Origin of the sequence: Streptomyces sp. TM32, from assembly GCF_004122755.1 — a bacterium.
In the GTDB taxonomy this organism is placed as follows: domain Bacteria; phylum Actinomycetota; class Actinomycetes; order Streptomycetales; family Streptomycetaceae; genus Streptomyces; species Streptomyces sioyaensis.
Map to the genome: position 1 here is coordinate 1 of NZ_SDIG01000069.1, position 12309 is coordinate 12309.

Below are 12309 nucleotides of genomic sequence, written 5' to 3' on the forward strand. Positions count from 1 at the left end.
TGCCGTGACGTCCGGTGCCGTGGCGTCCGCTACGGCACTCTCCGTCCCGGCCGTTCCGTCCTGACCCGGCGCCGCCGAGGCGACCCAGCCCGAGCCCGGGACGGAGGCCGCCCCGGCCCCCGCCGCCCCGGAGTCGGCCGCCGTGCCCGAGGACTCCGTTGCCCTTCCCGCATCCGAAGAGGGCGCGCCCGCGGAACAGGCCGTCATAGAGCCGCCCGAGACGCAGCAGCCGGTCGCCGGGCAGCCGCAGCCCGGTGCCCCCGCCGATGCCGCAGGGCAGCAGACCGCCGCGGTGCCCGCCCCGGCCGCCGCGCCGCAGGGCCCGGACGACGGTGCCGCCGGTGTCGAGCAGCAGCCCCAGGCGGACGGCTCCCAGAGCCCCGCCGAGCCGGCCTCCTCCACCCCCGCCGCATCCGCCACGGCCCCCGCACCCGACGAGACCGCCGGGACGAACGAGACCGCCCGGACCGACGCGAGCGACACGACCGACCCGAGCGCCATGACCGACGACCCCACGGAGAACGCCGGTCCCACGGAAAACGCCGGCCCCGCCGAGAACGCCGGCCCCGTCGCCCCGCTCGCCGAAGCCCCGCCTGTCGTCGTCCACATCCCGGCCCAGGCGTCCGGCGAGCAGACCGCGTCGGCCGTGCCCGTGCCCAGCGCCGACGCCCCCGTCGCCGCCCTCGACGAGATGCCCCAGCAGCAGGACGCCGCCGCGCTCGTCCAGCTCGGCGAGGACGAGGACCAGGACCAGGACGACGGCCGGCCGCAGCCGGCCGGAGCACAGCAGTCCGCGGTGGCGCCCGACGGCGACGCTGCCGACGCCCACGCCGGTTCCCCGGCCGACGCGTCCCCGGCCGTCGGGTACGACGACTCCGAGCGCGCCGCCGTGCACCGCGTCATGCGTGAACGCCGCGACATCCGCAACGGTTTCCGCAGCGACCCGATCCCCAACGACGTGCTGCTGCGCGTCCTGGAGGCGGCCCACACCGCCCCCAGCGTCGGCCACTCCCAGCCCTGGGACTTCGTCGTCATCCGCTCGGCCGAGACCCGCGAGAAGATGCACCAGCTCGCCATGCAGCAGCGCGAGGCGTACGCCAAGTCGCTGCCCAAGGCGCGCGCCAAGCAGTTCCGCGAGCTGAAGATCGAGGCGATCCTGGAGACGCCGGTCAACATCGTCGTCACCGCCGACTCCACCCGCGGCGGCCGGCACACCCTCGGCCGGCACACCCAGCCGCAGATGGCCCCGTACTCCTCCGCGCTCGCCGTCGAGAACCTCTGGCTCGCCGCCCGGGCCGAGGGCCTGGGCGTCGGCTGGGTCAGCTTCTTCGACGAGCGGGAGATGGTCCGCGAACTGGACCTGCCCGAGCACCTCGAAGTCGTCGCCTACCTGTGTGTCGGTTACGTCGACGAGTTCCCGGAAGAGCCCGAGCTGCTGCAGGCCGGCTGGTCCAAGCGCCGTCCGCTGTCCTGGGTCGTCCACGAGGAGACCTACGGCCGCCGTGCGCTGCCCGGCGAGAGCCCGCACGACCTGCTCCAGGAGACCCTGCAGGGCATCCGCCCGCTGGATGCCAAGGCGCTCGGCGAGGCCTGGGAGCGGCAGAAGCGGATGACCAAGCCCGCCGGGGCGCTGGGCATGCTGGAGATCATCTCCGCGCAGCTGTGCGGACTGTCCCGCAAGTGCCCGCCGCCGATCCCGGAGCCGGCCGCCGTCGCGATCTTCGCCGGTGACCACGGCGTGCACGCCCAGGGCGTGACCCCCTGGCCCCAGGAGGTCACCGGGCAGATGGTCGCCAACTTCCTGGGCGGCGGCGCGGTCTGCAACGCCTTCGCCCATCAGGTCGGCGCCGAGGTCTGTGTCGTGGACGTCGGGGTGGCGGGCGACCTCCCCGCCACCCCGGGCCTGCTGCCGCGCAAGGTCCGCCCCGGCACCGCCGATTTCACGGCGGGCCCGGCGATGACCCAGGAGGACGTGCTCAAGGCGATCGAGGTCGGCATCGACACCGCCCGCGATCTCGTCGCTGCCGGCAACAAGGCGCTGCTGACCGGCGAGATGGGCATCGCCAACACCACCACCTCCGCCGCGCTGATCGCCGTCTACACCGGCGTCGACCCGGCCGAGGTCACCGGCCGCGGCACCGGCATCAACGACGAGACGCACGCCCGCAAGGTCGAGGTGGTCCGCCGCGCCCTGGAGCTGCACCAGCCCGACCCGGCCGACCCGATCGGCGTCCTCGCCGCGATCGGCGGCCTGGAGCACGCGGCCATGGTCGGCCTGATCCTCGGCGGCGCCTCGCTGCGTACGCCGGTGATCCTCGACGGGGTGAGCGCCGGCGCCGCCGCACTCGTGGCCCGTGCCATCGCCCCCGAGGCGCTGGCCGCCTGCATCGCCGGTCACCGCAGCGCCGAGCCCGGCCATGTCGCGGCCCTGAACAAGCTGGGCCTGCGCCCGCTGGTCGACCTCGATCTGCGCCTCGGCGAGGGCACCGGCGCCCTGCTGGCGCTCCCCGTGGTGCAGAGCGCCGCCCGCGCCATGCACGAGGTCGCGACCTTCGACTCCGCCGGAGTCACCGAGAAGATCTGAGCGGAGCGGCCACCCGCCCCGCATGACCCCCGGCCCGCAGCCCCATAGGCTGTGGGCCGGGGCCTTACCCGCCACCCCGGCCGTACCACCTCTTCACCAGCCGCTTCAGCGCCGCAGCGGCCGATCCGGCCGTCGAACTCGCCTTTCCGTACAAGGAGCCGTACCGCCATGGCTGAGCATGCCGCCGAACACGCCGCCTACCCCGTCGGACTGCGGCTCTCCGGCCGTCGGGTGGTCGTCCTCGGGGCCGGGCAGGTCGCCCAGCGCCGGCTGCCGTCGCTGCTCGCCGCGGGCGCCGACGTCCTGCTGATCTCCCCGTCCGCCACTCCGTCCGTGGAGGCGATGGCCGACGCCGGCGAGATCCGCTGGGAGCGCCGCCGCTACCAGGACGGCGACCTCGCCGATGCCTGGTACGCGCTGATCTCCACCGACGACCCCCAGGCCAACGCCGCCGCGTCCCAGGAGGCCGAGGACCGCCGGGTGTGGTGCGTGCGCTCCGACGACGCCGAGGCGGCCACCGCCTGGACCCCGGCCACCGGCCGCAGCGAGGGCGTCACCGTCGCCGTGCTCACCGGCCGCGACCCGCGCCGCTCCGCCGCCGTACGCGACGCGATCGTCGAGGGCCTGCGGGAGGGCAGCATCGCCGCTCCGCACCACCGCCGCCCGCACACCCCGGGCGTGGCGCTGGTCGGCGGCGGCCCCGGGGACCCGGATCTGATCACGGTCCGCGGCCGACGGCTGCTCGCCGAGGCGGACGTGGTGATCGCCGACCGGCTCGGCCCCCGCGACCTGCTCGCCGAACTCCCGCCGCATGTCCAGGTCATCGACGCCGCAAAGATCCCTTACGGCCGTTTCATGGCACAGGAGGCGATCAACCAGGCGCTGATCGAGCACGCCAAGGCGGGGAAGGCCGTGGTCCGGCTCAAGGGTGGCGACCCGTTCGTCTTCGGCCGCGGCATGGAAGAGGCCCAGGCGCTCGCCGAGGCCGGCATCCCCTGCACGGTCGTCCCCGGCATCTCCAGCACCATCTCCGTGCCCGCCGCCGCCGGTATCCCCGTCACCCACCGCGGCGTCGCCCACGAGTTCACCGTCGTCAGCGGCCATGTCGCGCCCGAGGACGAGCGCTCCCTCGTGGACTGGCCCTCGCTCGCCAGCCTGCGCGGCACCCTCGTCGTCCTGATGGGCGTCGAGAACAGCGGCGCCATCGCCGCCAAGCTCATCGAGCACGGCCGCGCCGCCGACACGCCGGCCGCCGTCATCCAGGAGGGGACCACCGCCGCCCAGCGCCGGGTCGACGCCACCCTCGCCACGCTCGGCGAGACCGTACGGGCCGAGGGCGTACGCCCCCCTGCGGTCATCGTGATCGGCGAGGTCGTCACCGTCGCCCCCGCCCCCACCCGCAGGTAACCGGTCCCGTACGCGGCACGGGACCCCCGACACCGACGAAGGCGCTCTCCCCGTGGCAGAAATCATCACCGTCGACGACCCGGACGACCCCCGGCTGGCCGACTACACCGGCCTGACCGACGTCGAACTGCGGCGCCGGCGCGAGCCCGCCGAAGGGCTCTTCATCGCCGAGGGCGAGAAGGTCATCCGTCGCGCCCGGCACGCCGGCTACCGGATGCGCTCGATGCTGCTCTCGGCGAAGTGGGTCGACGTCATGCGCGATGTCATCGACGAGATCCCGGCACCGGTGTACGCCGTCAGCCCGGACCTCGCCGAGCGGGTGACGGGCTATCACGTCCACCGCGGCGCCCTGGCCTCCATGCAGCGCAGGCCGCTGCCCCCGGCCGGTGACATCCTGGCCGGGGCCCGGCGCATCGTGGTCATGGAGGCGGTCAACGACCACACCAACATCGGCGCGATCTTCCGCAGCGCTGCGGCCCTGGGCATGGACGCGGTGCTGCTCTCCCCGGACTGCGCCGATCCGCTCTACCGCCGCTCGGTGAAGGTCTCCATGGGCGCGGTGTTCTCCGTGCCCTACGCCCGCCTGGAGAGCTGGCCCAGGGACCTCGCCGCCGTACGGGAAGCGGGCTTCAAGCTGCTCGCACTGACCCCGGCCGAGAAGGCCACCGCCCTCGACGAGGCCGCCCCGCACACCCTGGAGCGCGCGGCCCTGATGCTGGGCGCGGAGGGCGGCGGACTGAGCACCGGTGCGTTGCGGGCCGCCGACGAATGGGTCCGCATCCCGATGGCGCACGGCGTGGACTCGCTCAACGTCGGAGCGGCCGCCGCGGTGGCGTTCTACGCGGTGGCGACGGGCCGTCCGGCCTGACGGAACGGTGCCTAGGGGGAATACTCCCGGCGGAATGTCTCTCCGGCGGGAATGCCTCTCCGACGGGAATATCTCCCTGGCCCCGCCGAGTTGTGGCCCCGCAGGGGGCGCCCGCATCCCCTAGGGGTTCTGTTCCCCCGCCCCCCAGGGCCCGTCCGCGCCCCCGTACGAGGCGACCGGCGCCGGCCGCTCCAGCCCCAGCCCACTGGTCGGCCCCTGACATCCCTGCGCGGCCGCGATACCCAGCGCCACCAGCAGCGTCACCACCACGAACACGATGATGCGCTGACGCAACAGCCGACGGTCGGGACCGGGCCGACGGCCGCCCGAGGTCGTCCGCACCGGGGTACGTGAACCGTTTCGCCCCGGCGGACGGGCGGCCGGCACACCCCGAGAGGCGCGCCCGCCGGTCCGCGGACCCTTCCCCGCGGCCGAGGCCGGGCCGGACGGCCGGGCGGCCGCGTCACGGGGCGCCGCGGGACGGGGCGCATGCGGCCGCGGAGTGCTCCCACCGGTCCGCCGCTCGGTGCGCTGCCGCGCGTACTCCTCGGCCCGCCGGCCGGTCGGCCGCTCCGACAGCCGGCGCTCGCCCCGCTCCCAGCCGGCCCCGGTCCCGTTCTCCGGTGGCCCGCCCGACAGCCCGTGCGCCTCACGGGCGGCGATCTCCTTGAGCCGCAACGACAGCGACAGCGTGCTGGGACGGTCCGCCGGATCCTTGGCCAGACACGAGGCCAGCAGCGGCGCCAGGGCATCCGGCACCCCGGCCAGCTGCGCCTCCTCGTGGACCACGCGGTAGAGCATGACCTCCGAACTTCCCTGCCCGAAGGGGGAGTCCGCGGTGCAGGCGTAGGCGAGGGTGGCGCCCAGCGCGAAGATGTCCGTCGCCGGGGTCACGGCGGCCCCGCGCACCTGCTCCGGCGCCAGGAAGCCCGGTGAGCCGACGGCCGTGCCCACGTGCGTCAGCGTGCTGGCGCCCGTCGCCCAGGCGATACCGAAGTCGATGATCCGCGGGCCCTTGGGCGACAGCAGAATGTTGGACGGTTTCAGATCGCGGTGCACCACGCCCGCGTCATGGACGGCCAGCAGCCCCTCGGACAGCGCCGCGCCGACGGAGGCGACCTGCGCGGGGGACAGCGGCCCCTCCTCGTTGACCTTGTCGTGCAGCGAGGGGCCCGGGACGTACTGCGTGGCGAACCACGGCCGGTCCGCGTCGAGATCGGCCGCCACCAGCCGCGCCGTACAGCCGCCGCGGATCCGCCGGGCGGCCGACACCTCGCGCGCGAACCGCGAACGGAACTCCTGATCCTCCGCCAGATCCGGCCGGATCACCTTGAGCGCCACCCGCTGCCCGCGCTTGTCCGAGCCGAGATAGACCACGCCCATCCCGCCCGCGCCCAGCCGACGGTGCAGCCGGAACGTCCCGACGACACGCGGGTCCTCGCGTCGGAGCCGCATCATCGCCATGTCCGTCCCCTACCTGCGGCGGGGAGCCCCCTCCGCTACCAACCGTCTGACGTGGCACAGCTTACGGATTGACGGCTCGCTGTGCGCAGAGGCCGCGCATGCGTCGGGCGCCGGATTGTCCGTGGCCGGTGTCGATTCCGCAGCACAGGGGCGGAATCGAGCCCCGCCCCGCCCGGCTTCGCGCCCGACCTCCCAAAGTTCCCTCCCCGCAGGGAGATTGACACGATGAAGGGTGATCACGCCCGGTTGGTGAGGGATGCCGGGGATACGGTCCCGGCCGGAAAACAGCGGCGGGCGGGGCAGCGGGACGGGGCAGGCGCGCCGCGTGCGGGGGAGCGGCCGGCGTGAGCGAGGTCACCCTCAGGAGTGCCTGCGCCGCCGCGTTCCGACGGTCCCCCTGGGGGATGCCCCCAGGTCCTGGACGTCTCTCTCCACCCTGGGGAGTACGTGCGGCCCGGTTCCGTCATCCTCCCGGAGGCCGACGAATCGGTACGACGGCATGACGCCTGCCACCGGCCGGCTGCCTACTGTGGTGTTCAAGCGGCGGGCGCAGCACTCGTCCCCCGAGGTCAGACGCCCGCCGCCCCAGATACGACGGGAGCGGGACGATGGCAGAGATCTCAGGACGGACGGCCCTTCGGGCGCAGGGGCGCCGGGCCGCCGCGCTGCCCGGCGGCCGGCAGTCCTCCGGCACTCGCCACCCCCTGGTCGCGGTGGCCATGGTGCTGCCGCTGGCGTTCCTCCTCGCCGTCGTCTTCGGCGGCTGGGAAGCCGTCATGACACAGGCGTCGTCCGTGGTCGGAATGCTGGGGCGCTGAGCGGCGCCCCAGGACCCGGGAGAGCGGCCCGGGACAGACCTCCGGCTGATCACCCCGTGGGGACGGGGGGTAACGACGGACGGCACGACGGCCGGGCATCTGGGGAGATGCCCGGCCATCGGGTTTCCCGGCCGCGTCGGGGTCGCGCCGCCGTCGGCATGCGTACGGCACCAGGCCGCGGCACGTGGCGCCTGCCGGGCCCGTCGCAGGCTGAACCCCGCGCCACCGGGGGGCCGTTCCGGAGGCGCCGTGCCGAGCAGTGCCGGACGAGAAGGCGTGAAGCCGACCTTCCGGATGCCGTCCGGAAAACGCCTGAGGGCCGGAGCGATGTGCTCCGGCCCTCAGGATCAGGTGTGGACGATACTGGGATTGAACCAGTGACCTCTTCCGTGTCAGGGAAGCGCTCTCCCGCTGAGCTAATCGTCCGCGGGACCGCGGATCACGAAGATCCGCAACTGCGTGCGCGATACTGGGATTGAACCAGTGACCTCTTCCGTGTCAGGGAAGCGCTCTCCCGCTGAGCTAATCGCGCGGGGCCCGATGAATCCGGGCAGTGGACGATACTGGGATTGAACCAGTGACCTCTTCCGTGTCAGGGAAGCGCTCTCCCGCTGAGCTAATCGTCCTTGGAGGTGGAGACGGGATTTGAACCCGTGTAGACGGCTTTGCAGGCCGTTGCCTCGCCTCTCGGCCACTCCACCAGGAGTGAGGGGGCTCGGGAAGATCCCCCACATCGAGCGGACGACGAGACTCGAACTCGCGACATCCACCTTGGCAAGGTGGTGCTCTACCAACTGAGCTACGTCCGCAGGTGTCTCTCCCAGACTACGTCCGGGAGCTACTCGGCCTCCGGGGCGCTTCCGCGTCCCGGCGACGTGTTGAACTCTAGCGGATTCCGGGGCCAGTACAAAAACGCGTTTGTGCAGCGTGCTGCGCCGGCCCGCCTGGCACAGGCGGGGTCCGCGCCGCCGCCATAGACTCGCTGACGTGCACGACTTCGCTCCCATGGCCCGCTTCGGCGGCCTGATAGCCACCGACCTGCGCGATGTGACCAGTGATCCCGCGGCGCTGGACTCCTCGGGCTGGTGGGCGGTGGCCGCCGACTTCGAGGGCGCCGTGGTCTGCGCCCGCTTCGGCGACGTACGACCGGTGACCGCGGCGGACGAGCCAGCCCCCGGCGGCTGGCGCGGCCCCGTGCCCGGCGCCTGGACCAGTTCCCTGGACCGGGAGGCCTATACCGGCGGCGTACGGCGCATCCGTGAACACATCGCGGCCGGCGATGTCTACCAGGTGAATCTCTGCCGGGTCCTGACCGCGCCGCTGCCCGATCCGGGCCGCGCCGACGTCGACGCACTGTCCGCCGTGCTGGCCCGCGGAAACCCGGCCCCGCACGCGGGCACGATCCGGCTGCCGGACCACGGCGTCGAGATCGCCAGCGCCTCCCCGGAGCTGTATCTGCGGCGCGACGGCCGCACCGTCGCTTCCGGGCCGATCAAGGGCACCGGCCGGACCGCGGCGGACCTGTCGGAGAAGGACCGGGCGGAGAACGTGATGATCGTGGACCTGGTCCGCAACGATCTCGGCCGGGTCTGCGCCACCGGGACCGTCACCGTCCCGGCACTGTGCGCCGTCGAGGAGCACCCCGGCCTCGTCCACCTCGTCTCCACGGTGCGCGGCGAACTGGCCGAGGAGAACGAGAAGACCGCGTGGGCGGATCTGCTGGACGCCACCTTCCCGCCCGGGTCGGTCACCGGCGCTCCCAAGTCCAGCGCGCTGCGGATCATCGACGAGCTGGAGACCGCGCCCCGCGGCCCGTACTGCGGAGGCATCGGCTGGGTCGATGCGGACCGCCGCACCGGTGAGCTCGCGGTCGGCATCCGGACGTTCTGGATCGACCGCACCCCGCCCGGCGGACCGGTGCTGCGCTTCGGGGCCGGCGCGGGGATCATCTGGGACTCCGATCCGGAGCGGGAGTGGGCGGAGACGGAGTTGAAGGCGCGCAGGCTGCTCGCGGTAGCGTCGGGCGCGCACGAGGCGACTGGAGGTACGCGATGAAGATCTGGCTCGACGGAGCACTGCAGGAGGCCGCCGGCGCCAAGGTCTCGGTCTTCGACCACGGTCTGACGGTCGGCGACGGCGTCTTCGAGACCATCAAGGCCGAGCACGGCCGCGCCTTCGCCCTCACCCGCCATCTGGAGCGACTGACCACCTCCGCCCGCGGACTCGGCCTGCCCGATCCCGATCTCGACGAGGTACGGCGCGGCTGCGCGGCGGTCCTCGACGCCAACCCGATGGCCCTCGGCCGGCTGCGGCTCACCTACACCGGCGGCGTCTCCCCCCTCGGCTCGGACCGCGGCGACGCCGGTCCGACGCTGGTCATCGCGCTGTCCGAGACCGCACGCCGCCCCGACGGCACGGCCGCCGTCACCGTCCCGTGGACCCGCAACGAGCGCGGCGCGCTCACCGGCCTGAAGACCACCTCGTACGGCGAGAACGTCGTCGCCCTGGCCCGCGCACGGGAACAGGGCGCCTCCGAGGCGCTGTTCGCCAACACCGTGGGCGCGCTCTGCGAGGGCACCGGCTCCAACGTCTTCGTCGTCCTGGACGGCGAACTGCACACCCCGCCGTTGCACTCCGGATGTCTGGCGGGCATCACCCGGGCCCTGACGATCAGCTGGGCCGGCGCCAAGGAGACCGACCTGCCGCTGGACGCCCTGGAGCGGGCCGAGGAGATCTTCCTGACCTCCACCCTGCGCGACGTCCAGGCCGTGACCCGGATCGACGGCCGCCAACTCGCCGACGGCCCCGGCCCGGTGACCGCGGAAGCCATGCGGATCTTCGACGAGCAGTCGGCCGTCGACTTCGATCCGCGGTGATGACGGGAGCGCGCGCGGGCGAGTAGAAAGTCCGGGTGACCACAACGCTGCGCCCCTCGGGACCGGAAGAACGGCACGCCGATGGGGGCCGGGCCCGCCCGTACGACATCTGCGTCAACAGCCGCCGGGTCGGCGGGATCCGGCTGACGACCGACGCGCGGTTCGGCCCGACCGCCGGCCGGATCGCGGACCTGGGCATCGACGCACCGGACCGGCACCGCGGCCGCGCCACGGTCGCCGCGCTCGCCGCCGAGGAAGTGCTGCGCGGCTGGGGCTGCCGGCAGATCGAGCTGACCGTCCCGGCCGGCGCCGCGGCCGCCCGGCGGCTCGCGGCGACGCTGGGCTACACCGAGCGCAGCCGCACGATGAGCAAGTCCCTCGCCGGCCCGCCCCCGCTGCCCGACGGCAGCAGCGACCGGGCGCTGAGCGAGGAGGAGTACCCGGCCTGGCGGGAGGCCGCGCTCGCCGAGCACCTCCGTACGCAGCTGGCCCAGGGCATGCCCCGGGCACGCGCCGAGGAGGCCTCGGCCGCCGGCCATCGCGCCCTGCTTCCCGACGGCGTCGCCACGCCCTACCAGGCGCTGCGCGTCCTGACCCACGGCGGCGCGGACGTCGGCAGCATCTGGGTCGCCCTGCGGATGCCGGAACAGCCCGGCGGCTACGTGGTCGATGTGCGGGTCGCCCCCGGACACCGCGGGCACGGGCACGGCCGCACCCTGATGCTGGTCGCCGAGCGCGAGAGCCTCGCCGCCGGCCGCACCACCCTCGGGCTGAACGTCTACGCGGACAACGCGCCCGCGCTCGGCCTCTACACCTCGCTGGGCTACCGGCCCACCGGCTATCTGCTCTGGAAGCCGATCCTGTGACGGAGCCCGGCAGGCCCCGCTGAGGCTCAGCCCTCCTCGGCCAGCAGCCGGTCGGCGATCTCCTCGATACGGGCCCGCAGCCCCTCCTGGCTCGTGCCGCCGTCCAGCCGCTCGCCGCCGATCACATACGTCGGGGTCCCGGTCACCCCGATCGCCTTGCCCTCGGCCTGGTCCGCGTCGACGATCAGCAGATGCCGCCCGTCGATCAGCGCGGTGTCCAGCTCCTCGGCGTCCAGCCCCAGCTCCCCGGCGACCTCCAGCAGCAGCTTCTCGCCGCGCTTGCCGAGCTCCTCGCTGCGTGCCAGCACCGCCTCGATGTACGGCCAGCCATGACCCTGCTCCAGGGCCTCCTCGGCGGCCTGCGCGGCGACGTAGGCGTGCTTGTGCTTCGCCAGGGGGAAGTGCCGCAGCCGGATGTCCAGCCGGTCGCCGTAGCGCGCCCGCAGCGCCCGCAGGTCGTCCAGGGCGGCGTGACAGTCGGGGCACTGCAGTTCGCACCACACGTCCAGAACGGGGCGGGTGGAAGCGGCGGCGGCGGAGCTGGTGGCGTCGTTCATGGGCGCCAGTCTTCCAGCCCTCCGGTCGGTGCCCGAACCGGGACCTGCGAAGGAGAGCAACCCCGAGATGTCCCTGAGGCCGTACCGGAACATGGCCCGCGCAGGCCCGGACAAGGCAGGATGGAAGGGAGCAGATCGCCTGCTCACCCATCCATCGGCAGGAGGACCGGATGCTGACCTCGACCGTCTGTGCCGCGGTGTCGGCGGCGGGCCTGGGCATCGCCGCGATCACGGCATACCGCAAGCGGTTCCTGGCCGCGACCCGCATCGCCGCCTTTTCCCTGATCCCCATCGGCCTGGTGATGACGGGCGTCATCGACTGGGTCACCGGCATCGTCTTCAAGCCCACGGTCTGGGCCGGCTTCGGCCTGCTCGCGCTCTCGTTCGTGCTGTTCATGCTCAGCCGCGCCGCGGAGCGCCGCAGGGGCGCGATCGGCAGCCGCAAGGAGCGCAAGGCCGCGGCGGCCACCCGGCCCGACGCGGTGGCCCCGGCCGCCTCCGCCCCCTCCCTCGGCGCGGGCCGGACCGCCGCGCAGCCGGCCACCAAGGGGAAGGCCGCACCGGACAAGGCCGGCGCCCCCAAGGATGACTTCTCGGACATCGAGGCGATTCTGAAAAAGCACGGGATCTGATGAACTACCGCCGCTGAGGCGCCGATCGGGCGCACTCAGACGATCATCTGCGTCATGATGCGCGCGAGATGAACGATGAGTGCGCCCTCGCCCAAGACGACGCCCCGTCCCCCGAACCGCGCGGTTGCCTGTTCGCGCTGTCCCAGCCGCCGCTGATGCTCTTCCTGGCCGTCATCGGCTTCCTGCTCCTCCTCGGAGCCGTACACGACCTCTACATCCTGTGAGGCCGTCCGGTGC

The 12309-nt window shown here is 73.6% G+C and carries 10 protein-coding genes, 5 tRNA genes and 1 pseudogene; 9 read left to right on the top strand and 7 right to left on the bottom strand.

The window, feature by feature from the left end; translation table 11 throughout:
* Positions 1–145: 145 nt before the first annotated feature.
* The 3 genes and pseudogenes from cobT to EST92_RS16990 form a co-directional block, all read left to right on the top strand.
* Positions 146–2584 (top strand): annotated as a pseudogene (gene cobT, locus EST92_RS16980) (nicotinate-nucleotide--dimethylbenzimidazole phosphoribosyltransferase); the annotation flags it as partial.
* 168 nt (positions 2585–2752) lie between these two features.
* Positions 2753–3991 carry a uroporphyrinogen-III C-methyltransferase gene (gene cobA / locus EST92_RS16985; RefSeq protein WP_129281766.1) on the top strand — a complete coding sequence of 413 codons (1239 nt, stop codon included), beginning with the start codon at positions 2753–2755 and terminating at the stop codon, positions 3989–3991.
* A 52-nt stretch (positions 3992–4043) separates the two neighbouring features.
* Positions 4044–4859 carry an RNA methyltransferase gene (locus EST92_RS16990; RefSeq protein ID WP_129281767.1) on the top strand — a complete coding sequence of 272 codons (816 nt, stop codon included), beginning with the start codon at positions 4044–4046 and terminating at the stop codon, positions 4857–4859.
* A 120-nt stretch (positions 4860–4979) separates the two neighbouring features.
* Here EST92_RS16990 and EST92_RS16995 read toward each other — a convergent pair whose 3' ends face one another.
* Positions 4980–6323 carry a serine/threonine-protein kinase gene (locus EST92_RS16995; RefSeq protein ID WP_129281768.1) on the bottom strand — a complete coding sequence of 448 codons (1344 nt, stop codon included), beginning with the start codon at positions 6321–6323 and terminating at the stop codon, positions 4980–4982.
* Positions 6324–6931: 608 nt separating this feature from the next.
* Between EST92_RS16995 and EST92_RS17000 the strand changes: the two genes are divergently transcribed.
* Positions 6932–7141 carry a hypothetical protein gene (locus tag EST92_RS17000; protein WP_129281769.1) on the top strand — a complete coding sequence of 70 codons (210 nt, stop codon included), beginning with the start codon at positions 6932–6934 and terminating at the stop codon, positions 7139–7141.
* 354 nt (positions 7142–7495) lie between these two features.
* Here the strand turns inward: EST92_RS17000 and EST92_RS17005 are convergent.
* From EST92_RS17005 to EST92_RS17025, 5 genes are all read right to left on the bottom strand, one after another.
* Positions 7496–7567, bottom strand: a tRNA-Val gene (locus EST92_RS17005).
* Positions 7568–7601: 34 nt separating this feature from the next.
* Positions 7602–7673: transfer RNA gene (locus EST92_RS17010), tRNA-Val, on the bottom strand.
* 22 nt (positions 7674–7695) lie between these two features.
* Positions 7696–7767: transfer RNA gene (locus tag EST92_RS17015), tRNA-Val, on the bottom strand.
* Position 7768: 1 nt separating this feature from the next.
* Positions 7769–7842 (bottom strand) — tRNA-Cys (locus EST92_RS17020).
* A 35-nt stretch (positions 7843–7877) separates the two neighbouring features.
* Positions 7878–7950: transfer RNA gene (locus EST92_RS17025), tRNA-Gly, on the bottom strand.
* A gap of 196 nt (positions 7951–8146) precedes the next feature.
* Here EST92_RS17025 and EST92_RS17030 point away from each other — a divergent pair.
* From EST92_RS17030 to EST92_RS17040, 3 genes are read left to right on the top strand one after another with little or no spacing between them, the layout of a single operon-like run.
* Positions 8147–9196: a chorismate-binding protein gene (locus EST92_RS17030; protein ID WP_129281786.1), complete on the top strand. Its 1050-nt coding sequence runs from the start codon at positions 8147–8149 to the stop codon at positions 9194–9196.
* On the top strand, positions 9193–10017 hold the full coding sequence (locus EST92_RS17035) for an aminodeoxychorismate lyase (RefSeq protein WP_129281770.1): 825 nt from the start codon (positions 9193–9195) through the stop codon (positions 10015–10017). Before EST92_RS17030 ends, EST92_RS17035 begins: the two co-directional genes overlap by 4 nt.
* Positions 10018–10052: 35 nt before the next feature.
* Complete coding sequence (locus tag EST92_RS17040) at positions 10053–10883, top strand: GNAT family N-acetyltransferase (RefSeq protein WP_129281771.1); 831 nt, start codon at positions 10053–10055, stop codon at positions 10881–10883.
* 26 nt (positions 10884–10909) lie between these two features.
* On the opposite strand, the gene EST92_RS17045 is transcribed toward EST92_RS17040, so the two are convergent.
* Positions 10910–11440, bottom strand: coding sequence for a DsbA family protein (locus tag EST92_RS17045; RefSeq protein WP_129281772.1), 531 nt, complete (start codon positions 11438–11440; stop codon positions 10910–10912).
* 170 nt (positions 11441–11610) lie between these two features.
* Between EST92_RS17045 and EST92_RS17050 the strand changes: the two genes are divergently transcribed.
* On the top strand, positions 11611–12072 hold the full coding sequence (locus EST92_RS17050) for a hypothetical protein (protein ID WP_129281773.1): 462 nt from the start codon (positions 11611–11613) through the stop codon (positions 12070–12072).
* Between the two features lie 68 nt (positions 12073–12140).
* A complete protein-coding gene (locus EST92_RS31645) occupies positions 12141–12296 on the top strand; it encodes a hypothetical protein (RefSeq protein ID WP_006607510.1) in 156 nt (51 codons plus the stop codon).
* Positions 12297–12309 lie beyond the last annotated feature (13 nt).